Below are 26,423 nucleotides of genomic sequence, written 5' to 3' on the forward strand. Positions count from 1 at the left end.
AATACAGAAGATCGAGACGGCTGTGTAAGTGTCATAGCTGGAGTCCAGGACCAGACAACGTCATTTTATGTGCATAGCGCTGACTGTCCAATCGATAACCCTACTTGTCATACTGATTAGTCCGCACGCTTACTCAACAGGCATTTCACCTCTTCCACTGAGTAAAGAAACCGTATTGGTAACGGCTAACCAACATAACAGCTGTTATTCCGGCTTGTGTTGGTTAATGCATGAGCGACGAAGACTATGCCCACCAAGCCTTGTTGATGCTGGAGCGGATCGATGTTGACTCTCTCGAATAGGAGGCGCACGAGGCTCATCAAAAGGCAGTCGCCGCCGTTGACGAGACGGCCGTGGCCCCGGGCAAGGACGAAACCGAGGACGCGGTCGCCGTCAACACGCCAGAGGAGTGGGCCGACGACAAGGACGAATGGGACGAGAAGGTAGAGGAAGCCTACGAGGCGGCGGTAATCTCGCATTCGAAGGGCACGCTGACGATGAAGACAATCAACGATCGGGAGTACTACTACTTGCAGTGGCGCGACGGCGGGCGGGTCACGAGTCAGTACGTCGCGCCAGTCAGCCCGTGACAAGGCGGTTTTCTCCGGAAACAGTGGTGTGTTGCTGGTTTCACATCGTTGCGAACTCTTCTCCGGCGTCGGGCAGATATTCGATTATACTTTGATGGGCTCCAAATTCACTGATAATCGTCTGGAGAGCATCAACGACAGTCGCAATATTACGGTTAAGTTCATGCTGACGGTACGTGCCACTGTCTTGCCCGCGATGCTCCATCTCAGACAGAGTGAGACTGAGATTTTCGAAATCTGAGAGGAAACTACGCATTCGGCGCGCAGTTCGCGGCTCTTGACCTTGGAACTCGCAGAGCTCTTTGTATCGCTGATAGACGATTCGAGAGCGAGCAGGTGTTTCCCCCTTGCAACAAGCGTCGTCAGCGCATAGAGTGTGAGCTGCTCATGTTCTGTGAGGTCGCGCATAATGTCCATGCTCTGCTGGGCTTCGAGCTGCTCCTAGGCGCGTTCGACATGATCAGTCGTAACCGAATTCGCATTTTCAGTGCGAGCGAGATCGCCGACGACGCCGGTGCGGACGACTTTGAAGCGGTTTGTGCGTGGATCGACCGCAATTCGTAGCCAGCCCGCATCATCGACGCGGGCCGCGAGTACATGGGGACTGACGGCCGATACCACGTCGCCTTTGAGAGACTGATGCCTGTCTAAGCATGGGTTGCGGTTGCTCTTGGTTCTATCCGCCGACGGACCGCGACCCCGCGCCGGGGCTTGTTAGAGGCAGGCCCCACAACGGCGCAAGGGGAGCCGCTCCGACTGACCACTTTGTCGGTGAACTCTAGCTTGGTCGGTTAGCCAGCAAACCGTCGTGGTGTCAGCCGGTGTGTCTGTGCTGGCATACACGGATGGGTACTGGCGGTGATAACTTGAACCCCCCTTGCATCACCGCGAGAATATGCGTGGCAGTCGAGACCTGATTTCTTTATATACCAGAGCGTGGGAATAACTGATCGGTGGGCGTGCGAATTGAACGACCCGTTCAGTCAGTTTAGACCCGGGCCACGACAGATGCCCTTGATGTATTTCAGCAAAATTCGAGGTTATGACTTCTCAGCATCCTGTTTTCCGACCCACCAGCCAAATCCAACCCCGGGCAGCCCAAGCATAATTAGTGGCGCTATGAGGTAAAGCGCCGAAAGTGCGTTTCCTGAGAAAAGTACTGCCACAGAGAGGAGAAAGGTGGCCAACGCTATTACACCGATGTAGTAGTCTCGCTGTTGAAGTGCTATCCCCGTTAGAACTGGAACTCCAGCCGCGAGACCAAATGAGATCGTTCCAGCCCAACTGATGACTGACAGAGTTGGGGCTTCAAGAGCGTTTACACTCAACAGCGTGGCAATTGCTCCAGCCGGAAGTGAAATCACCGTGAGGAGATTTCCTCTCTGATCCCGTCTAAAGATTCCAGTCCCTATCAGTATGCCTCCGATGGCCAATAAGGAATCCCGGGCAAGACCCTCAAAAAGCCCTCCGCTGTCGTCGGCAGACGTTGTTCTGATATAGAACACGCTGTCGTCTTTGAGGATATATCGATCTCCTTGAAGCGTCTCGACAGCTCTGTAGTTATCGTAAGTCGACAGAGTCGTACCGCCTTGTTGAGTCACTTCGTCTACTGCTAACTGAGCAGGCTGAGGAAGCTCTGAATAGTTCATTACTGTTGCACCAGGCGGTGGATCTCCTTCACTAACGACTTCAGAAACCATCGTCCGTTCGCTCACTGGTGAAAGTGTCGCCACAGCAATTCCAATGATGAGCAAGCTCGTCACGACGTAGATCGTAGCCGTGATATCGGAATTCACAACTAATCGTTATCACTAATTGATGAGTACTTTGTCTGTACTGACCGCAGAGTCATGACTGGGGCTGCTATTCCAACATTCCGACGGGGTGGTGTCCAAACCGTACGACAAGCAATACCGTAATCCGCCGTACTGTGCCTCCAGCATTGTTGAAGAGTCGGCTGTCTCCGAACTCAGACAGCTCTACTTCTGTTCTGTCCTAACCGTTGTCGCCCTCCAAGTATACATCCGATAATCTGGATTTGCGGCCACGGTTTCTAGGGCTCTATGATTGATCGACCCCAGCCACCAGCCATTCGGGGGTGAATCTGTCCGACTTTCAGTGTAGAAGCGGACACGGATGCAATAGGACGTATAATTCTCGATCACACCAAACTATGCGAGAACTGTGAAAACACTGTAACGTGCCATAACATATGCGCCACGATATACGCCGAGTAATCAATGCAGCAGATTTGCGAAATACTAAAGACGTTTGATGTCATCGAAGTGATGTGTCCCTCTCAAGAGATACCCTCCTATTCAGTATCTTGATCATGCTGTGGGTAATTAAACTTGAAATCAGTGGAGCCAGTGAAAATCATGTAATCGTCCTTATCTCATTCGTAATCGGGCTGATCGGACTTGCTCGAAGTTTGTTGTCGTCGCTGAGTTCTGACAGTCAGAGTTCTGAGTCCAGCCTGGGCAAGTAATGCTCGATTACTGGTCAGATAATTCAACCAGTTACCGATAAATCGAAATTCGCGAGATAGGTTTATTACACGCTCATATTATCCTACTCTCACCCGAGAGGCGGACAGGAGTGCACAAGAATGCTGGGTTCTCGGGCACAGATATGTAGAATTTCTATTATTATAGAGGGTGGTTCTCACGGATACTTATCAAGCAGTAACCAGCATGCTAATATACCCACGAAAAAACTTTCATACAATGGATATAGGTCGTCGTAATTTCCTTGCAGTGACAGGTGGGATAACTACAACTTTCGTTGCAGGATGTTCTGGATTAGGTTCATCAGCAGAAGATCCGTCGTTTGAAGTTCGTGAATTATTGCAGTCGGACGCAGCGCTTGTCTCAATCGATAACAATGGGAATTCGTTCTCTGCTACGATACAAAATACCGGGAATAGTGGTCAGATTGCTGTAGCATTGTTTTGGCAGATGGAAGAATCAGCAATAGAACCAGAGGGTGTCACATCCGGTACAGATGGATTTCTCAGGGAGCGCATAAATAAGGTGTATTTTGATGCTGATGAAAGGCGAACTGTCGAGCTCACCGCACAACCCCCAGATGATGCGATTGGTTACCAGTTCTTGGCGCAAGCAGCAACATATGGTGCAAATATTCAAAATACCGGAGGGAAGGGTCGAGCCGCAGTAGAATTCACGTATAATGAACCAATGATTGGAATAGAGACTACAGAAGAAGATACATTGTATATTGAATCTGAAGCAACAAAGAACATTGAATTCGATCAAGTAATTGAGACAAACAGCCAGTGGAATATTGAGGTTCAGCCAGTTAACTCAGAATGACGAGTTAACTAGCCTTCTATCCGACTCTCACCCGAGGACCGGACACATTCTGTCGCCCGGCCAGATGTACTACCCATCGCGATAGCCAATAGAACCTGCGATCACAACCAACACTCAAACCGCCTCGGTCGGCAGCCACAGCCCCAGTTTCGATTCCACGTCAGCATCCGTCGTGACATACTCACCATGGAGGTTCTCACCAGTGTAGGAGCAATGACTGGATCATTGACGCGGTCGCGAAGCGTGAGAGCCAGATCCTCTTTGGGCATCGTCCGATTCGGATTTTCGCTAGGCAGTTGGCACAGCACCGTCCGGAGTATGCCAGCGGTCGTGAGTCCGAGACAGTCGACGTGGGCGCTGTCGATGTCCGCCTCCTGCGTGATCCGTTGGAGGGCGTGCCGTGCAAGGACTGTTTTGCCAACACCTTGTGGTCCTTCCCCGTCTCGGTGTTTCAGCGACGGCGAAACGTGATCATCATCGAAAACCGATGGGTCCGTGATCCTGCTTTTGAGGTAAACGTAGCTGTAGCTGACGAGCGACTGGTTCGTAAACTCCCTCTGGACTTCCGGAGTGAGTGCTCGCTAACCAACACGCGGTGGCAGCACCCTCCCGTGTATATCGGTCAGTACTGTAGTATTGGGCATGAAAAGAGTGTGGTTCGCGCTCTGGAGGGCGATTCACAGTGAATAAAAACTATGATGCCACGCAGACAATTTTGAATATGGCTATCTTCCCGCTCACACAGCAAGAGCTCTGGATATTCCGAACCCTCTTTGTGATTCCTGTTTTCGTTGGCATCGGTGGACGTGTGCTTGCCGGAGGCTCGATACTCGAAGTTGTAGTTGGTGGCGGAGTAATGGGAGGGCTCTCTTTCTTCCCGCTGGCATTCATTTACTTTATATACTTGTTTGGAAAATACCGCTCGACCCAACATGCATAACAGCTGTGCTTAGTATGCAGACATACTGACCAGGCGTTTCATCGCTACGACTGCCCAAAGAACCCAGATTGGCAACGACTGGTCAAAGCGTATTTTCCGGATAACCGATTTCGAACAGCCACCTCAAACGGCCCGATCGACGAGTTCGTGCACCCAGTCAGGAGCGTCGAGGTCAACTGCAACACCGTGCTCCCACGCCTCGACGACCTCGTAGCCGCCTGTGCGTTGGATTTCTAGCCGCCAGCGACGTGTATCGTCCTCAGCCTTGGGTTCGACTTCGAACTCCGCAGTGTCGTCGCCGGTTGCACCAAGGTACTGGACGGCGAGTTCAGTCCCATCATGCAGTTCGACCGTCTGGGCCTCTGTTGCGGCCATATACAACCGGATACGGGAGACTGGCTATTAAAACGGGCTTGTACTTCCGGAGTGGAGATTCGCTAACCAACACGCGGTGGTGAGCACGGCATATGTAGGTTAGTCAGAAACCGTTATGATTAGCAACTCCAGCGCGGGTCTTGGTCAGTACAGGGGAGAAAATTAACACGAGTACGCGAACCAGATGTCTTCTGGTTCAACCAGGATTTGAACGTCTTCCCCATCGCGTGAACAGTTGTCCACGTCTGGTTCGTATTCGTGTCTAATCTCATCCCCACCATCTCGCGAGACAATGAGGTGGTCAACGCGATTTTCGACACCCTGTGATTCGTCACCGTGCCCTCCTGGCAACGAATACGTGTGGTCAAGTAACAGGGAGCCATCTGTCGCGTAGACGGCTACAGAAAGGGAGACCTGTTGATTGGTGTGGTTCCGTGGGATGATTTCGACGGTCGTTCCTTCTCCACTCTGCTCTCTGTCAAAGCCGAGGCAACCAGTTAGTATGGGACTACACCCAAGAGCTGTGGAGAGGAGGGCACGACGTTTCACGCATAAAAATTCCAGTTGTGATCTAAAAAAGCCATCTCACTGGCTGGTCGGTTTGCACGCTACTCACAACCGGCCACCGGCGGCCCGAAAGGGGAGACGAGGACTGGATGAACGTAGGGAGTCAGGCCACCTAATAGCGTTCCATCCTGCGTCTGCCTCGGGATCGTATACGCCCGCCGTCGGGAGCCCTCTACCCCTCCGCACCGCCACGAGCGGACCCAGTAACACAGCACACGGACAGAGATACTTTCTTACTCCCCGCTACAAACATAATGCATATGACTAGAGGGTGGGACCGACGGCAGATCCTTACTGGGATGGGCGCATTCGTCGGCAGTGGCGCTCTCGCTGGGTGTGCCGGACTATCGAGTAGTACATCGTCCGAGCAGACACCCGCCGAAACAACGGACTCGATAACTGAGACACCAGCTCCGGAGACAGTCAACCCGGCAAACACAGCATACCAGCAGACACCAACGCCAACGCCAGAACCGACACCAACACCGACGCCGACTGAAACACCGGCTCCAGACCTTTCCGGTAGAGAACACTACTTCAACTGGATACACGGCGACGACGAGCAAATACTCGACGCTGTCCAGGGCGACGGACAGGATGCAGCCAGCATCAGCTTCACCGCCATTGACGACGCACTAGAAGCCGGATTCGAAGATGCCGATAGAGTCCAAGCCATTGCAAACGGACTCCAAGCAGCCAGCCAAGAATACAAAGTAGATGACGAAGGCTACGAGAACAGACACCGACACATCCTCTCCGCGCTCCATCAGACACTTGAACAGAAAGACGGCGACCAATGGAACTTCGAAGTCATCGGCATGCAAGACTTTTCAAAAAGTCCAGCATTTGGGGATAACATAGACTACAGCAAGGTATGGGTGGAAGAAGAGGACGGAGAATACACAAACATCAACGCCGGACTAGGCGAAGTATACAGACACCAAACACACATCAAAGGGAAAAGGGTCGAAGGAGAGGACATCGAGGACAGAATACAACGAGAACTCCAATTCATAAGAGACCCAGACGATGTAACAACAAGATCAGGACACGACTATGAAGCGATGGAAAATGCGATAGAGTATCTCAGAAACAAGGGAGAGGAGGTTACTGATGATGATATCGAGGAGGCTGATGGAGTCTGGTTTAAAAAGCTGAGTAGGAATATCATGGGCGATGGAATCCCGGTACCAAGCTCCGTCGCAGATTGGAAACAGTACCACGAAGGATTAGAAACCGGACCAGACGTATTCCTTGGACTCAACGAAGCCTATCATAACGAGGGGTATGATGGCGACATGGCCCAGTTTACCGTAAACAGTGCAGTAACTGGCAGTGTGTCGGTGGACGACCTCCCAGATGACTATACACTCGACGACGGAGTCCCCGGAAACCCGGAACGATAATGACTGCTGAAGAACCTCTCACGTCCAAAATTAGCGCAGGTGAATATAAAAAAAGTTGGCCTATCACTCATTAGCTGCCGCTGAGCTCTCTCTTAGAATCTCTAACGCCACAATCTGGGTATGGTTTGTCCCACTCTGGATCATCATGACAGGTATATTGATACGTCGCTTCCCATCGTCGGTGAGCGTCTAGGTGGCCCGTGGCCGCGTCGAGTCCCTTGGCCACACTAGCCCACCATCACAGGCATACCAGATGCGTGCACTCGATTTCGTTAGCGTCCAGTCCGACGGCGGGCTGTCCATCCATGTCCAGTACCGCCCGAGAACGGGATGTGAGAGTGTCCGGAGTCGGTAGGCCCCAGTGTCGTCGCGAGTAATTCCGCGGACAAGCCAGCCGAGCTGGTCACGAATCCATTCGAGGTGAGGCCGCCGCATCGAGGACAGCCGCAGCGAAACCCTCCATGTATATCATGTTTGTAGACATATATTTCTATATTCAAAACTCATCCGCTGTAATTTATATTCTTGTGTCTCACACTCAAGTGGTCGATAACACAGTTNTTTCTATATTCAAAACTCATCCGCTGTAATTTATATTCTTGTGTCTCACACTCAAGTGGTCGATAACACAGTTTCCAGCATCGTTTCTATCGATTCAGCTGGTGGGGACACGTTGGAATGGCCTTTCCAGAGCCTGCTCTTGATGCCGATGGCACTGAGTATCGTCGCAATGTGTACGAGCGCCGCTAAAACGCAGTATCGTCGACAGCAATCCCGTCGAAGCGGTCGATCTGTTTCTGGAACGACTGTCGGCAGTCCTCGATATATTCCGGGTCTGGGTCGGGTTCGCTCCGTGTCTGGTGGAGATATTCGAGTTCGATGGTCAGATACTCGTATTCGGAGGCGTCGTGGCCGTCCCACCACGAGGAAAAATGGAGGTCCTTGACGAGGAGCAGTCCATTATCGTCCCGGCCTCGAACTTTGATATGCTTGTCCCGATCAAGTATTTCAACAGGGAGGTCGGCGGTGGAAACGGTATCGCCGATTTCATTTGGTGTGTCAGTCGGCTCTGCACTCAACCGAAGGTCGATCGAATACAGAGCGCTGTGATGGCGCCCCTCCATCGGTAACAGTGTGTAATGAACGTCGCAAAATTCGTATGGGGCAACATCCTCGCTCTTTTTCTCACGCATCTCTGGGTGATAGAAGTTTGCTCGGTACCCATCCGGTATCTCTTCAAACGTCTCCAAGCATGATTTTTCGTTCAAAAGTTCGCGCATAATCGTGGTCAGTGATAGCGTTCCGTTTTCGCTAGCGAGAGACCGAGTTGGTCGGCGACTTCGTCACACTGCTGGCATTCATGTCCGCACTGTTTTGGGGNTTACGGCCATGAAAACGCCACCCCAATCGAGTTCTTCGACGTAGTAGGCCGGTGCCGACAGGACTTGCTCGCGGCCAATCGCCTCCACTGTCTCGGTGCGGAAGAGGTTGTACTCGTACAGCGGTGGCTTGGTCCTCGTAGCAAGGTCTTCGATGGTTTCGTCCTCGCCGATAGCGAGGCCACCGCGACGGCCAAAACCCCACAGGGGCCCAAATATTTGTGCTATCTCTGCTAAGCCGCGTACATACCTCATTCGTCTATTTTTGACGGTATCTAAAGTCTCCTTTTTTGGATCTTCCAGCGAATATATCCATGTGGTTAGAGATAAGTGGTGATATGGTGACGTAGCCAGCAATCCCATCCCAGAATTATCGAATCCTACTTCGATCGTATGATCAATATTTGAATGGCCAGTTGATAAAGAAACGTGACACATTGAAGCAGTAGTCATAATTTCAGCCGCCTCCTCGTTGTCGGCATCAATTGTACTTCTATGATCACCATCACGGTAATGAATCACATGATGTTTTTCGCCATTTGATCCATCGCCTTGGTTATAAAACATACTAAATAGCGTCTCATATGCCTGCTGAGAGGGGGGCTCCTCAAATACAAATCCGAGTTCAATACTGTCGTAATCTTTCATTTTTGATGACCTATCCAGTGATTATTTTGTCGCTTGATTCATCAACGACTTTAATATCAACATTCGAATGATTCGATTCATCCATCTCAGATATATCTTTTTTCATCTGTATAATTTGGGACGCCACTATGTCGTCGTCGCCTATTTTGTTAGCTCGTACTTCCAAGGTATTCCCGTCAAAGGCTACGCTATCGTGCTCTTCCATCACACTGAGCTTCTTATTGAATTGGGATCTGACTTGTTGTTCATCATATCCGAACGAGCCTTTCGATTCGACTATCTTGCCGGACTCCTTGACTTGGATGTCTAACTCTCCAACTCTTTCTTTTCCATCATAGACTTCAATATTCATCCGCTCGATATTCGCGGAACCAATTTCGTCAGCCCGGCGCACTTCGTCAAGCGCACCGCGAACGTTCCCAGAGTCACCTGCTTGGATGAAATCATCCACGGGACCGCTATTCAGACCATCGACACCTTCCAGATTGTCAGCGAGTGTGGCGAATTTCTCGATCTCCTCCAGATCAGCATTCCCACGGTCGTATTGCCGTGCGAAGGCACTCCGTAGTTCTTCAGCACGATTGACATCCAGATCAAGCACCCGCTGGAGTCCATCACCGCCTAACTTGTCAACTAGCTGTCACCAGCGCCGTCAGTCTCAGCGATGAATTGCTTGGCCCGGCGTTGCTGAGTACCGTCGAGGAAGTCGACTTTCCGGACAGCCCGGTCAAGTTGTTTGTAGGAGTCGAAGTGCAGTATCAGAGAGAATACCGCGTTTCTATGCCCGAGGCGACGTTCGTACGGTCGTAGTCGCCTCAGAGAGTTGCAGCAGTGCGGCCCTGCCGTTGACGTTGATTCCGAGCGATTCGAGCGCTTCGCGGCCCGTTTCGCCGGTCGTCCGGATGGCACGAGTGGTCTTCGACATGGATTTGGCACCGTTGTCGTTGATTCACTTCCAGGTATCCGAGTCCATCTCGCGCAACTGCTAAGTCGTCTGCTGGCGGACGGGCAATCAGTCGCGAAATTCGTCAAAAGAGAGGACCTATCAGCTACTTCTCGGTGCCGCCGAGTCTCTCACGCCACTCATCTAACAGCGGTTCGACGTACTCAGAACCAGCATCGGGATCGTACTCACGGATGGTATCAAGATATGTCTGGGCCGCGCCAGCAATGGCCTCGGCGAGCGCTTGCGTCGGCGCGACGGCTTCCGGCTCGGGGAGTTTCGGTGATTGTTCCCCGCGGTAGTCGGGGTTTTCGACGGCCTCTTCGCTGTAGCAGAACGCGAGATTCGTCCGCCCATCGCCGGCTGGTTCGAACACGAGATACATCGCGTCGATGTAATAGTCATAGACATATCTTTCCTGAGTGAGAGCGGCTAATGCACCTTCGAGGAGGCCGATTACATAGGGTTCAATGAAATCTCTAGTATAGGCATCAGAGCTTCCCAGAATATGTGTCTGATCGACTTGCAGCCGTGCGCCCACCGAAATATCTACATTACCCTGTTGAAAGGCATCATGCGCTCGATCGTCGAAGTCAAAGACTAACGAAACCTTAGTCATACCCAATCACCAGCAGGGAAAGACCATTTTTCTACTGACCCACCCGATTTCGGGTAAGCGGTATGAATCGACCCATCATCTTTCACGATCACTTTCGTGCACTCAATACCACAATTATGTCCATTATTAGATGGTTTTAGTGTATATTGTAATCCTATTGCGGATCTATTACCTACGCTCGTCGATAAATGGTGACTCGAACTCATCGGCCGGGTCATTGGGTACAGTCCCTATTCCCGAACCTGGATCCAGTGACAGGTCATACCAGAAGTCGCCACCGTCTTCTTCACACTTCACAATTACTGGTGAAAGGGTCTCATCCAGTTCCGAGAGAAACTCCCCGAGGTACGCTCTGTTTGCCCGGTCAGTATCGGTCAGTTCGGTATCGGACTTCTTTATCCAGATGTCACTCCGGAGTCCGACACTGAAGGTGTACATGTACTCTGACTCTATTGGGCTGTCTTCGCTGGTAGGCCAAAACGAGACGCTGAGTGAGAGTGGATCTGGCGGTGTGAAATTCGATGGATCGGGTTCCCCTTTGTGATACCTTACGCAGTCCTCCTGCTCGATGTACACGTCTTCGTCACCCAATCGAACGCGCAACCGGTTGTGATCGAAGTTGAGACCACTGATAAACCGTGTTCCAGAACCGTCGATCGTCATGGATTCGGCGAAATCCGTCCACGAAATCCCGTCTTCATCTGCCAGTTCGCGCCTCACGGATTTCTCGTTGCCGCCACCAGGGCTGAGAGACTCGATGGGCTGGTTATCAGGATACACATCGAGAGAGTAGGAGAATTCAGTGGGCGTGATGAAATTGCCAAACAACGCAAACAGCTGTTCGCAATGATTTTCCATTTCCACCGCTTGTTCGGCGAAGGTCGACGCCGATGACGGGACATCGAAATGCCAAACAACACCGATCTCCCCTGACACTCGAATCTCCTGATCAGTCATTACCATGATTTGACCGAGACGACGTCGCCGTTTTCGAACACGACTCTGATTTCATTTGCGTTTACCTCATCTGCTTCCGATGCAGCATCCCGCACTGCTTCTTTTGCTGAACTCTTACTGGTCGCCTCGCCTCTCGCTCGCAGTTCCAAGACACTGTTGTCTTCCGTGATTCCGATAACATCTGCCTCTTGCGCGCTACTGTACTTGTCGTTAATATCTTCAATCTTCTCGCCGACCCATTTCTCTGTGAATCCGCTAGCAGTTCTCGTTTTCACTTCCACGAACTCTTTGTTTCCACCGTTAGTGACTTTGAGGTCGTAGGCTCCATTCCCTGGTTCTGGTTCGACACGATTCACGTCGTCGGCGTAGCGAATGGCACTCGCTGCTTCACCACTCTAGCCCCGGACCTGCCGTGGATTATCTGCGACCTCATCCAGCAGTTCACCTGGACGGCCACAAGTTCGTCGCTGTCGATGGCGCTGTCCTCGTAGGCTCTGCGCAGGTGCCACTGAGTTGTCCTGACATTGTCGGGCACCACCACGCGGATGGTGCCGTCGCCACCCCGGATGATGAAGTCGGAGTCACACCTCGCCGATGCCGGGCCAGCGATTCGCCCAGTTTACGTTAGTCAGTCTCAAAAATCTCTATTCGAGATAGGCCATCGACCAGCTCAGTTCCGGGGACAGCGGCATGAGAAGGTTGTTATCGGATAGATACTCGCTGCAACTAACAGATAGACACATAGATATCCGAGCCATCAGTAGATTGCCTCCGGCTCTAACTCGATGTAATCGTCGTCACTACTGTACACCGACAGGTCGTTCCAGAAATCACTGGTCCTGTACTTGTCCCGCTGTACCGACGTAGCCGAGATGGCGTCAGCGATGTCTGCAAAGAAATCAAGGAGATACGCTCTATTCTTTCTGCCACTCTCAGAGTTTCGCAACCAGAGATCACTGTGCATCGCGACTGAGACGGTCAACACGTGGTTTGTAGTCACTGACTGAATATTCTGTGCTGGTCGGTGGGTAACAGTCAGCTCCAGTGGATCTGGGATGGCCATGTCTTGACGACATTTACCATTCCGGTATGGTGTGCAGTCACTCCGCTCAATAGTATAATCTGTACCATCGAAGTGAATTTTGTAACGGTTCCGGCCGAACGGAACACGTGGAATCCAACGTACGTTTGGCCCAGCAACATCGGTGGACTCGATGAACTCTGATACACGGATTCCATCTTCGTTACGCAATTCTTGAATCACGCCCTCACCAGTATCGCCGTCTGGTCTAATTTCTGTATCTTTACCAAGTTTATGTATGCAATAACTTATCTCAATCGGAACAAGAAAATCGCCGAGCGCTTTGTACAATTGGTCACAAAACTGGATCATCTCCTTAGCCTGTTCGGCACAGGTCGTCGCCGATGATGGCACGACAAACTCCCATGTAAGCCCCGCTGCCATCGATACACGAACTTCCGGTCTATTGGTTTCAGTCATGGTTCGACCGTGATAGTGTCACCGTTATCAGCGACCCAACGAATTTCATCTACCTGTGCTGTCACCCTATCACCGAGTACAGTCTCCACGGTAGACTGGGCCGATGATAACTCATCAGCTGGTGACCTCGTCCTAATTTCTAGCACCTGTGGATTCTCGGAGACATCTACATCCGTGTCGCCAAGCGCATTGTTATGCTTCTTGTTCATATCAGATATTTGGGTGTCAATGTACTTATAATTCACATCGTCCTCCGCCCGGTTTTCACTTCGACATATTCGGTCTCTTCACCTTCCGTAACAGCCATATCGTAATCATCATTCTGACCAGGTTCCATCTCAACTTCGGCACCAAGTCTCACAGCGGAGTCACGACCGCCACCGTGCAATGACGCTCCCGATAAGGTACCAGCCAATAAGTGCGTATGCGTCGAGCAAGCCGGTGATATTTCCAGAGGGGGTGTACCCCAGCAGGACCCAGTTAATTCCGATAACCGGAAGTACGGTCGGGACTGTGCCGAGCAATCCGAGATAGAAAACAGGTGTGGCCAGCCCTGCTACCCCGACAAGCAGCACGTACCTGGTTGCAAACACCCGCCGCGTTTCGGCCACTGGTACCACGTCAGGAAGCGTGACCGGAATATCTTTGTGGGCCGCCAGTACACGAACAGCAGCATCGGTGTACCGAGCTGGAGTGTAGAGAATCAGCATCCCGACCACGAAATTCGGTAAGTGAACGAGCGGAACAACGGACCACAATCCGCCGATATCGGACATCCCGTAGGTTGTGAGCGGCCAGATATACTGTCCGAATTGACCCGCAGTCGACGTTACCATCACCGACTGAAGAGTGCCCACAGTCACGATAGTGAGTAGCCCGGTCAACCACGTCGGCCGGGCGACAGCACCGAGGAGTTCCTTAAGCGACACGTGTTCATCGAAGGTCCAAGTGGGATCAGCCGGTGGGTCGGTAGCTAGTAGTGATTCGTGACCTTCTCGCATCCCAACTGCCCAGGTTCGGATCTTCATGACGCCGAGGACAAATCCAGAGATGCCCAGCAACACCATGCTAATCACGCCGAGAGCCAGACTGAAATCGGCAAATGATGGGAGACTGAGACCGACCATATTTTCACTAGTCGCCATGTTGAAAATAACCGCATATAAAATCTGTGGGGCAGTGGAAGCTTGAGTGACCCTGTCTCGTCACGGCGGGCGTAACTGTGGGCGCACTGTTTAGTTCTACATACTCGCCATCATAAATATATGGCCACTCTGTGAACCGCTCTAACTATGATTCAGCATCTATTCAACAAAGCAGTTATTTGTACTCGTGAGTTTCTCTGACCGCTCGGTGGAACTCTACTGTGAGGAGTTCTTCAATGCTGAACTTCAGATGAATTGTGTAACCTCCATAGGGATTGTATCTAACTGGTTCACTGAAGCCAGAGCTCATAATACTCCACTGGACCTCGGAATATGAATAATCAGTCTCGGGGTTCTCGATGATTGTATTTTCCAAGGTCGAATCACTACCACGGTTTCCACTATAGACCTCTGATAAGCCATCGTCATTCCGTCCAGCTCCAATGATATGTCCTGTCTCGTGCATGATCGTTTTTCTGAGTGGCAGTCGATTCGCATCTTCCGCGTCGTCCTGAAAAATAACAATTCCAAAGTCTCGTCCCCACTGGCCATCGCCGTCGCTTGACGCAACTCCACCGACTGCTGTCCAATCTGGAATCGGGCCTAGGCCGTCCCCACCACTGGGTGTCAGATAGAGGTATACTTTATTTTCCGTGTCGTCATGGTAGTTCTCTTGAATCTCGTCTGCATCATCACGAGTCGTTGGTGGATACTCATTGTCGAAATCCGTCCACCAAGACCCAGACGCATGGGTCAGATCGTCATGTGTCAGTTTATCATCTATATGGTATTTTACGTTTACATCGTACATCTTATAATTGTTTCCGGCTCCCTTAACCGCATTAATCATTACAGGGTCAACATCATCGTCGTAGTCAACCTCAACTGAGAGGGTTGGTGATGGGGTAATAGAGGATGAAGTTGGATTGCCAGATTGGCTCTTGTCAACGGTTAGCCAGTGAAGTTCACCGATATGGAGATTTGAATGTTCATCTAATGCATCACCATCGATATCAGTGCCACTTGGTGACGCTGCTTCCCAAGTGTCGTGATACCCGGCCTGCTCAGAGACGATCTCGTCGCCTTCAATCCCATTTCCAGTGTTGAGGTGCTCGCGGTATAGTACCACGTTGTCAGTGTGGCCAACGCCATAGACGCCAATCCAGCCGTCCCAGTATCCGTCGCCGTCCGTATCAGGGTGTCTCGGATCTGTCCCAAAGGACAAATCAGAATCTTCAACGATAGCTGTTGTGCGCCATGTACTCGTCTGTTGGGTCAGCCCCTTGACCTCTTGACCATCTGTTAGGCCGTCATCATCAGAGTCTGGGTCAAGTGGATCAGTCCCTTCGGTGACCTCTCGCTCGTTTCCAAGCCATGTGTCTGTCCGGTCCGAGCCATCAAGAGCTGTGAAGACGAGTTTGTCCTGCGGACTCGAAGCAGAGTCGTCGATCACGAAGTCAAAATCTGCGCTGCCATCGTCAATATCAACCCGGCCATATGTCGACGTGAATCCAATAACCCGCCGTTGACGGGGTGTGAAAGACTCAATGAGTGCTTCGCTTTGTCTAACCCGCGGATCTCCAGACGATGCCTTAGACGGATTTAGACCCAAGTTCTGCTCTCTTCCATCCCATAGTCCGTCATTATCAGTATCCGCGTCAAGTGGACTCGATTTGATGCGTTTAGACTGCGCCTGATTATCCATTGAGGCACCCCGGGGACTGTTCGTACCAGCCACAGCGCCAGGCCCGACCTGAATTGTCCGAGTTTCAAATTCGGTCCCGTCTGACAAGCCATCGTGGTCTGTATCTCGGTCCGAGAGATCACTGTGGAAAGACGTAATCGTCATCCGATCCGCGACACCCAGTGGCCCGTACGAGACTTCTTGAGCATCGTTGACTCCATCCCCATCTGTGTCGGCATCGTAGGGGTCAAGATCTACGAGATGGAATCCGTGAAACATCGCGATTATCTCTTGTCGTTCTATGTAGTCATACAGAGAATCATCATCTGAATCCGCGTACACCCTCGTTCGGAAGCTCGCTTCAACATTATGTGCTTCAACCGAAATTCGAAACTGGTCTCCGGGCAACGACTCTAAGTCGATGCTTCGAGTATTCTTCCCGTTCGTGTCTAATTGTAGTTTTCGAGTCCAGTCACTGTTGACAGCTGATATCTCGGCAGTAAGCGATGGGTTTGTTCCCATTGGTTCTGATTTGTGGTAAAGCTCAAGCTTTTCAGAATCAGATTGACGGAATTCCAATATTGCATTTGTCGTATTCCGTTCACTCACAGTGTTAGATTGTATCAGATTTCCTGAAGCAGAACCTTTTCGAGCACCTCCAGTGTTCGCTTTCAATTGAGACTGTGGCCGGAACCTGACCCGATACTGTCGGCCCGTATTTGGACTCTGTTGTGGTCCCGGGAGACTCATTGGCCGAATGCAAAAAGTCTGATTTCCGTTGGTAGAGCCATTTTCTATGGAGATGTTCTGCAGTATTTCCCCGGATGTTGGGGGCCCTTCCTCATAGCATGGATTTTTATCTGAATTTTGATCTTCCGTCCCAGCGACAAGTCGCAGCTCCGTCTCATCATAGGACACCGGTGCATCATTATCGAATATAACAGGGGAGGCCGGTGTCGAATCCCAGTGGCATTCTCCCGAACAGTCAAATGAGGTGAGGTTTGAACGCGATAGTGGAGTCTTCGGGGCAATGCTATCTGCCGCAACAAACTCCCCTTGAATACTGGCAGATAGTGCAGGCACAAAGAAAGAAAAATTCTGCACGGTAGCCGAAATGGTTCTATTTTCAGCATCCACTGTGGAATTGATTGGCTGATACGGTTGCGATGTAGACCCATTCCATTTTAACATTGTCACTCGTTGGAGATCCGATTCTGGAATTGAGGAGTTGATCGGCATCGTCACCGTCGCTGACTCGAATGAGGTCTGATTTCTCACGTGAAGAATAGGTCCTGCAGTCCTGTTAGTTTCGTTAACATCAGAAGAAAGTGTCTCCACAGAAACGTCCTGGGAAACCCCCATTGTCCCGCGAATTTCTACCGTCGCGTTTGAACTCTCTGGAGAGAGGGTTGTGGTGACGATTTCATTTCGGTCTGGGGTTCCGTCTCCATCTGCGTCTCTTGACAGGGGATCAGTCCCTCGCTTGATTTCAAGCCCATCGGAGACGGTGTCATTATCAGTGTCAATTACCAATGGATCGGTCTCATAATGTTTGATCTCTTCTGTATCTGTGAGACCATCACCGTCTGTATCATTGAACGACAGTAACGTCCCATTATCCAATTCAGCGCGGTTAGTGAATCCGTCGCCATCAATGTCTTCTGTTCCGTCCAGCGTTCCATCACCATCCGTATCATTGTGCGTAGCATTGAGTGCACCTATTGGCTCTTCAAATCCATCTGGTAACCCATCACCATCCGTATCTGCCTCAAACGGATTCAGCCCGGCATCAAGTTCCGTACGAGTGATGAGTTCATCATCATCAAAGTCTTCTTGGCCATCACGGATACCGTTGTCATCACTGTCGGCTTGGTTCGGGTCTGTTCCTATTTGAATTTCTTCGCCGTCGGTCAGCGTATCGTTGTCGGAGGTTTGAGTTCGTGGATCTGTCCCAAATTTGTTTACTTCATTCCCATCGGAGACAGAGTCGTTGTCCGTGTCTGGTTGCCGAACAGAGGTATTGCATCTTGATTCGTTTTCGGTCGTTAGCCCGTCTCCGTCCAGATCTTCTTTGTCGTCTGTGACTCCATCTTTATCGGTGTCAAGATTAGCTGGGTCTAAGCCTTCTATAGGGTTCTCAAACCCGTCTGAAAGCCCATCGCCGTCAGTATCATTGTCTCGGGGGTTGGTCCCTTCCCGAAATTCTGCGTACGCTACCAGACCGTCTGAGTCCCAGTCCTCAAGACCATCAATAACACTGTCACCGTTGCTATCCGCTTGCGTCGGATCAGTCTGGGTTACACTCCGTTCGTATGAATTTGGCAACCCATCACCGTCGGTATCATTCACTAGCGTTGATTGACCTTTCCTGAATAGCCATTGGATATCCCCGACATCGGTGCGGTTGTCGCCCGTGTAATCATACGCGCTCCAGTTAGCACCGGCTGCTGTGGTTCCCAGATGACGCGACAGTGCGTCAACGTCGACGATATTGACAGCGCCATCGCCGTTGACATCTTCGTAGATTCCGTCACCATCTGGGTCAGTAGGTTGGTGGTCACCGACGAGTGGGTACGGATGAGAATCGTTTTCCCGGGGCGCTAACTGCTCAATCGCACTCGCATTCGGTTCTGTTGAGTCATTCCAACTGGTCGAAAGTGGCCCGGTCGCCTGGTTCCCAGCCGTTGCGGTGGGTGTCTGTGCTGGTTCGTTTCCGGCGGTGGTGACAGCCTGGTTACCGGCACCGTGTCCGGATGAGCGTTCCAGAGCCGCCGGGCAGGGCCGTTCTTCGGCGGCGTTTCATACTCGATATCGTGGCGGTCCAGCGCTCGGTAAATCGACCGCTTCGAGACATCATGTGCGGTGGCGAGGTCGACGACATCGAAGCCAGCCTCGAGGGCCGCTTCGAGATACGATGCAGACGTGTAGGCGTCCACTGAGAAGTCATCCAAGTCCAGCGCAGCGACGAGTTCGGCCCGGCAGTCCTGCATCGTGCCTGTGAATTGGGGTCAGTCATAGCCGTATATCTCAAGTTAACTAGCCGGGTTTCCTAGAGTGTTTCGGCGACACAGCCTAGAAGAGCAACATCAAAATAGCGGCAACAAATATTCGTACTATCCCCTCCCCTCTCGATTCCACTTAATCACCGCGCGCGTATGCAGCAGGATTGGGAGTCAGCAGTTCGAAGCCGCTACCGGCGGGTTCTAAGACCAGCCATATATTCGAATGCTGAAAATAAGGTGCTACGGTACAAGAGCTGGTCTTACGGCGCAATTGGCGTATCATTGCCGGTGTCGAGCCCCCTCAGCGGGACATCACCAGAGAACTCGAATTCGTCGTACCAGACAGTGGGCCGTTTCGCTCGTCCCTCGTCCGTGAGCTCGATCAGCCCGTAGTCGGCAAGTTCGTGGACGTTCTCAGTCACTTCAGGTGGATGTCGGTCCACGATACGTGCGAGTTCACGGATGCTGTCCGGTTCGTGTTCGACTATCGCCTCTAAGAGTTTCAGATTCGTCGGCCGGAAGATGCGGCCGAACGTCGCGAGGCTCTCGATACTCAGTCGAGACGGCTTCGATTCGACATCCTCGCCCTCATCGATAGCCGCAAGGGTGTCCTCAAGGCCGCTCCGGTCGGGACGCGTGCCAATCGTGATGTGGAGTGTTCGGGTCATGGGTTCGTGTGTGAGTGTGAGGTTGCTACCATTCGATACGTTTCTCGGGTGGGAGTGCAGCACGCCACGCGTGATACAGTGGCTGGAGTCCGTCGAATTCGAGTTCGAAGACTTGTCCCGCGATGTGCAGTTCGTGTGGTCCGTGATGATTGTCGAAACGGATGATGGGGTCCGCAGCACCAGCCACGCCATAGTGGAACGCGTATTTGACGCCGTCTGGGTACTGGTCAGACTCGGGAACCTCGAGGATGCGTACTCGAGCGACAGTCCCGTCATCGTAGGCCTGAATCTCATCTTCCAGCACCACGACATCATCGCCCATCGATAATTGTTAGTTTGTACCCTAACAGTAAAAGCGTTAGTCTAAGCTAACAGTGGGGTAGTAACGACTTGTTGTGTAAGTCGTAACAAAGTTCCCTGATAACAGCGGAAACCGTGGTGTATTCGACCTACCAGAACCCTCTTGGATAACGGAAAATAAAGTAATCGTAATGCGTATTGAATCGACCGCTGGAAACGAGCACAAAGTCTGGCTCACCGATGGTGAGATAGAGGATCTCCGTCGAGCAAGCAACAGCCAACGCGACGATATCATCATTCAACTCGGAGCGTTCGTCGGTCTTCGGGCGTTCGAGATCCCACAGGTCCGACCTGTCGATGTCAAGGAAACCGACAGCGGACAGTACAGGCTACGTGTCAAAGCCGGGAAGGACACATCAGGGAACGGCGGGAAGCCCCGCGATGCCTATCTCCCTGACAGTGTGGAGTGTGATCTCCAGCGCTTCCAGAACGAACACAACATCGCACCGAAAAACCCCTACATCGACCTGTCACAACCGGGCGTCCGAGCCGTTGTTCGACGGACAGCCGAGCGAGCTGTCGACGCGAACGGCGATGACGACTTCAAGAAGGTGTCAACACATGACCTTCGCCGTCGGTTCGCCCAGCGGCTGCTCGTCGACGAGCAGATGAACCCCCGCGTCGTGATGGCTGTCGGTGGGTGGGACAGCTTCGCCGCCATTGAACCGTACCTGAACGCCCCCAGCGAGGACGTGATCGACGACGCCTTCGCGGAAGCCGACCTCTGACTGCGGACGCTGTTGACCCACTGTGCCTGCAGTCAACGGGCCGGATTGACTACCGGAATGAAGATGTCCGTCCCTTGCTGCTGGCGTTCCCGTTGACAACAGCCAGAGCTTCTTGGACATGCTTGCGCATTGCTTTCATAGCCTGTCTACCCTTCTGTGTCACCTCATACTGGTTGGCTGCTCCCTCGGGATTTACCTCTCTCAGAATACCCTTGTCTGTGAGCGTGTTCAGCGCCCGGTAGCCCTGTCGTTCCGAGATATCAGCCCCACTCTCGAGCGCCGAGGAGATGATTGCGCCGCCCCACGGCGACCCATCCATTGCTGCTGTCTCGTGAAGCATCACTCGTTGCGATGGTGGTAGTGCGAGATATGGTTTGACTTGCGACGCCTCATCGACGCCCATCAACTCATCTGCTGACTCTTTCACTGGCATGAGCCCTACTGGATTTCGTGTCTGCAGTCTCTAGATTCTTCCGCCGATCGTATCATCCAGACGTGAGTTAGTCACCGCTGTCGGGAGCGCGCCCACCAGACTGGAGCCACTCAATTGGGGTGACGGGGGGTCCCCCCCTTCCGACTCTGTTCCAGATACGCGCGCGTACCGAACGGACTTTTTCGTCACTGCCAGAGTGAAAGTGGTCCATCAGCGGCACTCACCCCCAGTTGCCATCCACATTTTCACCAGGGCTATCTGGTGTCAATCACGGGGCCGCCAGCGGTCAGACGAAAAAAACTCAGCTGGTGTCGTTACTCGGCGACCAGCGCAGCAAACGCATCGTCGTGAGGGTCGGTCATTGAGTCCTGCATGGTCGCCGGCTGTTCACGCATCTCCTCGAGCGTGAGGCAATCTTCAACGGCGTCAGTGTCGGAATCTGTCTCGTCGAAAACATCCTCAACGGGTTCGTCGGCATCAGGACGGTGAACCAGCGGCGTTCCATCTCGATCGGCGTCGACGGCGGCACCGTTCGCGATAGCGCCTTGGGTCGAACAGTTCCGACAGGCATGGACCTCGTTGTCGTCGTTCCCGAACACACGGGCGTACTGTGCGTCGACGCGCGCTCCGCAGTTCTGACAGGTCACGGCCGATACCATGGGTCAGCGTGGGCTGGCATCGCTAGTAAAATGCGAGCCCATTGTGACACGTGTTAGAAGAATGATGTCAAAATGGGACGGGTTTTTACGCTGGATTCCACCGAACAGCAAGAGTGTAGCCATCGACTGGCGATGGCGGTGATAGACTCATGCCAAATATCAACAAGCTCTCCGTTCGCGTCGGTTCAGGAGTTTAAGCGATGTTTCAAGCCGCTACGACCGTTGGCGAGTGAGCACCCCTACAATCAATGCGCTCAGAACAGTAATCCCAAATCCAAATCCGGGACCTGATCCACCAGTAGTTGTTATAACATCACTTTTCCGTTGGACATCCGGATCGCGTGGTGCGTAGTCTTCCGAGTCAATCACACCATCGCCGTCAGTGTCCTGAAGAGCATCTTCAGTATCCGTAGGTTGTTGTTGGGTTGGTTCTAGTGTAGGCGTGGGTGTTGGGGTCGGTGTAGCTGTTGGCGTCGGTGTATCTTCGTTAAAGCTCGTTACAGTCGCAGAATCGGTAACAGGGTCCCCAGCGCTGGTATATGGCTCATCAGCGGAGGGGAAATTATATTCCATATTATCGTCGGTATCGAGGTGTGGCATAGCCACAATAGTATGTTCACCACGAGACAGAGGTTGGTCCACTGGAATCATGATCTCTCTATGGGAACCTGCCTCAAGGTATCCAGAGTGACCAACAACAGGTCCTGCTGCGCTGCCCTTGTGGAGAGCGATATAGCCGCCTTCAGAAACGACTGCTGAATTGACAATCACCTGTGTACCAGTAGAATCTTGGCTTGGTAGGCTGACTTCCGCAACCCCCCCGGAATCCTCTGGAGTTGGAGTAGACTCTGGGGTTGGTGTAGGCGTTGCCAGTTCACCATCAAGGTCCAAGCTCCAGTCGATTGGGAAGGTTGCGTCGCTAGGAATACTCATTCTAACACATACGACGGTATCTTCTTCTGGATATATTCGCCAAGAAGCGGTTGCACCGTCCCCATTGTAGGTTACGCGCCACCCCCCACGCACCGCTCTAGGATCAGCATTTTCATCAGCATTGTCTATTGTTATAGCCTCTGAACCGTAGGTGATTTCAGGATAACTAGATTCGGTAGAAAAATCTACGTTAACAGGCTCTCCACTGGACAGATCTAGCTTGTATGTATCCGTCTCGCCACGTGCATCAAATGTGCCGGAATATGAACCTTCCCCGATAATTTCTGTCTCTGAAGTGCATTGAGCAGCCTCAGCATCAGGCCAGTCATCACCTGATACAGTCATCGGGACAGTCCCAATCAGTATAGCCGTAATAATCACTACGATTACAGTTTGTGCTTTCATATCACAGTTAGTCTATTCAAATGACAAAAATATTTGGGAATGAGAATAAATCTCCACTTCGAAAAATCAGCCATCGTATCGCACAATTCTTTGGATCTCAGTAGCCTACTGCCAGCCCTAAGTGGCGATAGTTTGACACCATCAGAAAAAATTAAGCATGACAAACATATCAATGAAATAATGTCAAGATGGGATAGGTATTTACCCTGGCTTCCACCGAACGGCAAGAGTGTAGCCATCAACTGACGATGGCGGTGACAGACGCATGCCAAATATCAACAAGCTTTCCGTCCGTGGCGGTTCTGGAATGGTGACGATTCCGAAAGACGAACTCGAGATGTGTGGCCTGCTGGCTGAGGATGGGGCCCCAGATACCGACGTTCAGTTGCTCGTAAAAATGGAACGCCCTGGTGAGTGGCGGATTTCTGTACTCGACGAGTCGTGTGTCGACGATTCGTGGTACACTGGCGAAACGCCCAAGACCGGTCTGCCGGTCGGTGCTGGTAGCGGTGAGCGAAAGTAGCGATATTGGAGAATCCCGACTCCGACCGAACGTCGCACAGACGGACAAAGACAGCTGCCTCAGGTTCACTCAGCATCGGTCTAAAGAACGTCAGTGTGTCAAAACGCCGCGTTAGCCTAGGTCGTCTTGAATCCGCGTTCTGTAATCTGACATAGTACGTTGAGAGCATCAAGCATTGAGCCGCCGACAAGCTCCAGCGTTGGGATAGCTGGTGTGCTAGCCTCCATCGTTATTGGATTGAACTACGGTCACTTCGCACCCAGACTGAATACATTGTTCGCCGACGCAGTGTGACGGACGGTGTAATACTACACTGGCTTGATTTCCATTGACAAAAGGCGATAGTGAGCATCTATTGCTCCGAACATATTCCAGTCAATATCTGTTTTAGCGGAGAATCCGCTCGACGTCGTAAGTTGTAGATTGTAAATTTCACCCTTACTTGCGGAGAATGTTGTACTTATCGTGTACTCTTCCAAAATGTCTCCGGGGAACCCGCCCTGAGTCTCAGTTGGGAGTCTGAGGTCTATTGCCCAACTAATAATGAGATCAGCAATTATACTCCCAACAAGCCCCAAAAATGGCTTAACCAGCCGAGAGGCAAGTTCTTCTAAGAGTGTCTCGGCAACCTCAGTAGCCAAGCCAGCTCGCCCCACACGGAGGTGAGGTCGTGTATCTGAGGAAACGACTGTCTCGCAATTTCGGATTGCCGCGATGTTCGTTTCAGAGCACGCTGTGTACTTGTGATTCTGGGTTTCTGGCGGACCGAAGGTGTACGATCCCCATCCGTGGTATGTTGCTGAAACTTCGTAGTGACCAGTTTCTGGCGCTTCCCAGAGACACCCCTGATTAGTACCGGCGTTCATCGCTATACCCCCGTCACCGCCAAGATGGCCCTCAAGATAAGTCCTCGAATGGATACCTGGATCGACATTGCTCTCCTCATACTCTGTATATTCGTCATCCTCAACCCTTTGTGACTCCCAGCGGGGTGGGACAGCCTTTGACCACTGTACCGGGAGCTCCCCTGCTTGGATATCTACTGGGTCCCGACTGTCGCACGATACCAATTTTGATGAGGATGACTCAGTCGGTGCTGGTGTTGGCGTGGGTGTCGGTGTTGGTTCTGTAGTTACAACCGTCGGAACTTCGACTGACTTCCCTTCTGTGGTCGTCTGGACGGCTGTGGATTCATCTGTTCTAACTATGGCTTCAGTGGTTGTTTGTTCCTTATTCTCAGAGCTGTCTGACAGCCAAATTTCAGACCCCGCGCATCCGGCAAGGCCTACAGTTCCAGCACTGGCGAGTGACGCTAGAAACCTTCGTCGGTTCCTCGTGCTCAAACTGGGTTCTCGATCCATAATCTGTTACACTTGCTACCATAACATGTCTCATGTTAACACAAATCTCTTGCCATACTTAGAGGTCGTAGCACACGCTTTCGCAGATTAAATGAAAAATATCAGTGGCTAAGCTGTCCACCTGTCGAATCCGCTTTTCTGAGACTAGCTGAACACGTTCCGAGAGGCGTTTCGTCCGTGAACTGGGCTAAATCACCTTGCTCTGTCACGGCTTCTTTTACAATGTCGTTCCCATAGAATTCCTCAATGAACCCCTCTTTGGAAGCGGAGACAGAACACAGTTTAGCAGATACAGCATAGCCTGTGCGAATTGTCCCCTGATCATGGAATCAGTTGATTTCCTCCACTTGCATTACGGGCGAGCTGAGCGATTGGAAACCACCAAGAAGTGGTTGAACTGGCTGTAAAAGTCCTCGTATTCGGTATATGTCTCCTTGTACAGCGGCTGAAGCATCATATACGACTGAGTCTGACACTCCGGCACATAGTCGATACTACTGCGGCCCAGCTGAGTTAGTCAGGCGGTTGTCGATCGTTAGTTTGTCTGCGAGCGAGTCATAGCCCATATCAGCCATAGCAAGAGGCCTCTGGATTATAACGATGTCGTTGATGAAAAACCGCACTGTGTCGGACCACAACCACTTTTTATGTCTGATAAGACCCAGATATGTGGAAAGTAAATGGATACCGTCGCCTGATCGGTATGGAAAAATTACCATTGTTGGGATACTATTCGTCTGGTTGAGCTTCCAATTCAGGTGGGGTGTCGGCGACACAGTTGGCGTCGCAACTCCATATTACAGTATACAGAACGTTGGACCTGGGTACATAATAATTGGAATGGGGATTGTTGCAGTAACATCTATTCCCCGTCTCAGCCAGCGATGGAAGCAATCGTTGCGCTTCATCGGGGCCCTGTTGATCGGGCTGCCAGTGCTGTTCTTCCTGAGAACCACGATCACGCCCCTGCTCGGACTGTACTGTGCTCTTATCGGGACAGTACTGCTCTTTGCTGGGCCGATCGTCTACTACCTGTCTGGGGAGACCAACACGACGTCGTCGCCCCCGATCACGAATAAGGAATAAACAAACTCTGAGAGTCAACCTCGAACCAGCACAGCTCCCGCCTCCGCAATGGATTGGTCGCTTGTCGGTCCCCCAGTTGGTCTGTGCTCTGGGCCGATTTTTGCTTATCGTGACAGCACGCTCGACGCCGTCTATGCCGATACGTCCCTGAGCCCACCAGCTGTGAAACGCTCTGAGAG

The 26,423-nt window shown here is 51.8% G+C and carries 27 protein-coding genes and 1 pseudogene; 8 read left to right on the forward strand and 20 right to left on the reverse strand.

The annotated features are described in order from the left end of the window. The first annotated feature begins 353 nt into the window (after positions 1–353). Positions 354–590 (forward strand): hypothetical protein, encoded by a 237-nt coding sequence (locus C443_RS00005; RefSeq protein WP_005532601.1) that lies wholly within the window; start codon positions 354–356, stop codon positions 588–590. 40 nt (positions 591–630) lie between these two features. Here the strand turns inward: C443_RS00005 and C443_RS22315 are convergent. Both C443_RS22315 and C443_RS00015 read right to left on the reverse strand, forming a co-directional pair. Continuing rightward, a pseudogene (locus C443_RS22315) lies at positions 631–1,094 on the reverse strand (cell division control protein Cdc6); the annotation flags it as partial. Positions 1,095–1,630: 536 nt separating this feature from the next. Next, positions 1,631–2,386, reverse strand: a complete 756-nt coding sequence (locus tag C443_RS00015; RefSeq protein ID WP_229727378.1) for a hypothetical protein — start codon at positions 2,384–2,386, stop codon at positions 1,631–1,633. An 861-nt stretch (positions 2,387–3,247) separates the two neighbouring features. Here C443_RS00015 and C443_RS20965 point away from each other — a divergent pair. Beyond that, on the forward strand, positions 3,248–3,922 hold the full coding sequence (locus C443_RS20965) for a hypothetical protein (RefSeq protein WP_160163328.1): 675 nt from the start codon (positions 3,248–3,250) through the stop codon (positions 3,920–3,922). Positions 3,923–4,604: 682 nt separating this feature from the next. Continuing rightward, the gene (locus C443_RS00025; RefSeq protein ID WP_049943760.1) at positions 4,605–4,862 is read left to right on the forward strand and encodes a hypothetical protein; all 258 of its coding nucleotides are present in this window, start codon (positions 4,605–4,607) and stop codon (positions 4,860–4,862) included. 123 nt (positions 4,863–4,985) lie between these two features. Here the strand turns inward: C443_RS00025 and C443_RS00030 are convergent, their stop codons facing one another. Beyond that, on the reverse strand, positions 4,986–5,237 hold the full coding sequence (locus C443_RS00030) for a hypothetical protein (protein WP_005532610.1): 252 nt from the start codon (positions 5,235–5,237) through the stop codon (positions 4,986–4,988). 827 nt (positions 5,238–6,064) lie between these two features. On the opposite strand from C443_RS00030, the gene C443_RS00040 reads away from it, so the two are divergent. Then, a complete protein-coding gene (locus C443_RS00040; RefSeq protein ID WP_152422969.1) occupies positions 6,065–7,210 on the forward strand; it encodes a hypothetical protein in 1,146 nt (381 codons plus the stop codon). A gap of 746 nt (positions 7,211–7,956) precedes the next feature. Here C443_RS00040 and C443_RS00045 read toward each other — a convergent pair. From C443_RS00045 to C443_RS21895, 10 genes are all read right to left on the reverse strand, one after another. After that, positions 7,957–8,334: a hypothetical protein gene (locus tag C443_RS00045; protein ID WP_005532616.1), complete on the reverse strand. Its 378-nt coding sequence runs from the start codon at positions 8,332–8,334 to the stop codon at positions 7,957–7,959. A 913-nt stretch (positions 8,335–9,247) separates the two neighbouring features. Beyond that, positions 9,248–9,838, reverse strand: a complete 591-nt coding sequence (locus C443_RS00055) for a hypothetical protein (protein WP_005532620.1) — start codon at positions 9,836–9,838, stop codon at positions 9,248–9,250. A gap of 177 nt (positions 9,839–10,015) precedes the next feature. Continuing rightward, positions 10,016–10,162, reverse strand: coding sequence for a hypothetical protein (locus tag C443_RS21355; protein ID WP_160163329.1), 147 nt, complete (start codon positions 10,160–10,162; stop codon positions 10,016–10,018). Positions 10,163–10,286: 124 nt separating this feature from the next. Then, complete coding sequence (locus tag C443_RS00060; RefSeq protein WP_005532621.1) at positions 10,287–10,565, reverse strand: hypothetical protein; 279 nt, start codon at positions 10,563–10,565, stop codon at positions 10,287–10,289. 402 nt (positions 10,566–10,967) lie between these two features. Then, positions 10,968–11,756 carry a hypothetical protein gene (locus C443_RS00065; protein ID WP_005532623.1) on the reverse strand — a complete coding sequence of 263 codons (789 nt, stop codon included), beginning with the start codon at positions 11,754–11,756 and terminating at the stop codon, positions 10,968–10,970. Further along, on the reverse strand, positions 11,756–12,112 hold the full coding sequence (locus tag C443_RS00070) for a hypothetical protein (RefSeq protein ID WP_005532625.1): 357 nt from the start codon (positions 12,110–12,112) through the stop codon (positions 11,756–11,758). Before C443_RS00070 ends, C443_RS00065 begins: the two co-directional genes overlap by 1 nt. 401 nt (positions 12,113–12,513) lie before the next feature. Then, positions 12,514–13,257 carry a hypothetical protein gene (locus C443_RS00080; RefSeq protein ID WP_152422970.1) on the reverse strand — a complete coding sequence of 248 codons (744 nt, stop codon included), beginning with the start codon at positions 13,255–13,257 and terminating at the stop codon, positions 12,514–12,516. Then, positions 13,254–13,466, reverse strand: a complete 213-nt coding sequence (locus tag C443_RS00085; RefSeq protein ID WP_049943762.1) for a hypothetical protein — start codon at positions 13,464–13,466, stop codon at positions 13,254–13,256. The genes C443_RS00080 and C443_RS00085 overlap by 4 nt, the downstream gene beginning before the upstream one ends. 159 nt (positions 13,467–13,625) lie before the next feature. Continuing rightward, positions 13,626–14,384, reverse strand: a complete 759-nt coding sequence (locus C443_RS00090) for a hypothetical protein (RefSeq protein WP_049943763.1) — start codon at positions 14,382–14,384, stop codon at positions 13,626–13,628. A 193-nt stretch (positions 14,385–14,577) separates the two neighbouring features. Continuing rightward, entirely contained in the window at positions 14,578–18,435 is a 3,858-nt protein-coding gene (locus tag C443_RS21895) for a hypothetical protein (RefSeq protein ID WP_193363470.1), read from the reverse strand. A gap of 111 nt (positions 18,436–18,546) precedes the next feature. Between C443_RS21895 and C443_RS21985 the strand changes: the two genes are divergently transcribed. Next, positions 18,547–18,690, forward strand: a complete 144-nt coding sequence (locus tag C443_RS21985; RefSeq protein WP_311241357.1) for a hypothetical protein — start codon at positions 18,547–18,549, stop codon at positions 18,688–18,690. On the opposite strand, the gene C443_RS21990 is transcribed toward C443_RS21985, so the two are convergent. From C443_RS21990 to C443_RS00110, 3 genes are all read right to left on the reverse strand, one after another. Next, positions 18,687–19,076, reverse strand: a complete 390-nt coding sequence (locus tag C443_RS21990) for a hypothetical protein (protein ID WP_005532633.1) — start codon at positions 19,074–19,076, stop codon at positions 18,687–18,689. The two genes, C443_RS21985 and C443_RS21990, sit on opposite strands and share 4 nt — an antisense overlap. Positions 19,077–19,348: 272 nt before the next feature. Next, the gene (locus C443_RS00105; RefSeq protein WP_005532635.1) at positions 19,349–19,756 is read right to left on the reverse strand and encodes an HVO_A0114 family putative DNA-binding protein; all 408 of its coding nucleotides are present in this window, start codon (positions 19,754–19,756) and stop codon (positions 19,349–19,351) included. Positions 19,757–19,781: 25 nt separating this feature from the next. Next, positions 19,782–20,078, reverse strand: a complete 297-nt coding sequence (locus tag C443_RS00110; RefSeq protein ID WP_005532637.1) for a toxin-antitoxin system TumE family protein — start codon at positions 20,076–20,078, stop codon at positions 19,782–19,784. Positions 20,079–20,247: 169 nt separating this feature from the next. On the opposite strand from C443_RS00110, the gene C443_RS00115 reads away from it, so the two are divergent. Further along, positions 20,248–20,844, forward strand: a complete 597-nt coding sequence (locus C443_RS00115) for a site-specific integrase (RefSeq protein WP_005532639.1) — start codon at positions 20,248–20,250, stop codon at positions 20,842–20,844. A gap of 49 nt (positions 20,845–20,893) precedes the next feature. Here the strand turns inward: C443_RS00115 and C443_RS00120 are convergent, their stop codons facing one another. From C443_RS00120 to C443_RS20970, 3 genes are all read right to left on the reverse strand, one after another. Then, a complete protein-coding gene (locus C443_RS00120; RefSeq protein ID WP_152422971.1) occupies positions 20,894–21,271 on the reverse strand; it encodes a hypothetical protein in 378 nt (125 codons plus the stop codon). Between the two features lie 320 nt (positions 21,272–21,591). Continuing rightward, positions 21,592–21,936, reverse strand: coding sequence for a DUF7563 family protein (locus C443_RS00125; RefSeq protein ID WP_005532644.1), 345 nt, complete (start codon positions 21,934–21,936; stop codon positions 21,592–21,594). Between the two features lie 213 nt (positions 21,937–22,149). Beyond that, the gene (locus tag C443_RS20970; RefSeq protein ID WP_152422972.1) at positions 22,150–23,274 is read right to left on the reverse strand and encodes a DUF7282 domain-containing protein; all 1,125 of its coding nucleotides are present in this window, start codon (positions 23,272–23,274) and stop codon (positions 22,150–22,152) included. A 265-nt stretch (positions 23,275–23,539) separates the two neighbouring features. Here C443_RS20970 and C443_RS00130 point away from each other — a divergent pair, with 265 nt between their 5' ends. Beyond that, positions 23,540–23,797 (forward strand): hypothetical protein, encoded by a 258-nt coding sequence (locus tag C443_RS00130; RefSeq protein WP_005532645.1) that lies wholly within the window; start codon positions 23,540–23,542, stop codon positions 23,795–23,797. Between the two features lie 308 nt (positions 23,798–24,105). On the opposite strand, the gene C443_RS20975 is transcribed toward C443_RS00130, so the two are convergent. Further along, positions 24,106–25,140 carry a hypothetical protein gene (locus C443_RS20975; protein ID WP_152422973.1) on the reverse strand — a complete coding sequence of 345 codons (1,035 nt, stop codon included), beginning with the start codon at positions 25,138–25,140 and terminating at the stop codon, positions 24,106–24,108. Between the two features lie 687 nt (positions 25,141–25,827). Here C443_RS20975 and C443_RS00140 point away from each other — a divergent pair. Continuing rightward, positions 25,828–26,244 carry a hypothetical protein gene (locus C443_RS00140; protein WP_049943765.1) on the forward strand — a complete coding sequence of 139 codons (417 nt, stop codon included), beginning with the start codon at positions 25,828–25,830 and terminating at the stop codon, positions 26,242–26,244. The last annotated feature ends 179 nt before the right edge of the window (positions 26,245–26,423 follow it).

Source organism: Haloarcula argentinensis DSM 12282 (assembly GCA_000336895.1).
In the GTDB taxonomy this organism is placed as follows: Archaea; Halobacteriota; Halobacteria; order Halobacteriales; family Haloarculaceae; genus Haloarcula; species Haloarcula argentinensis.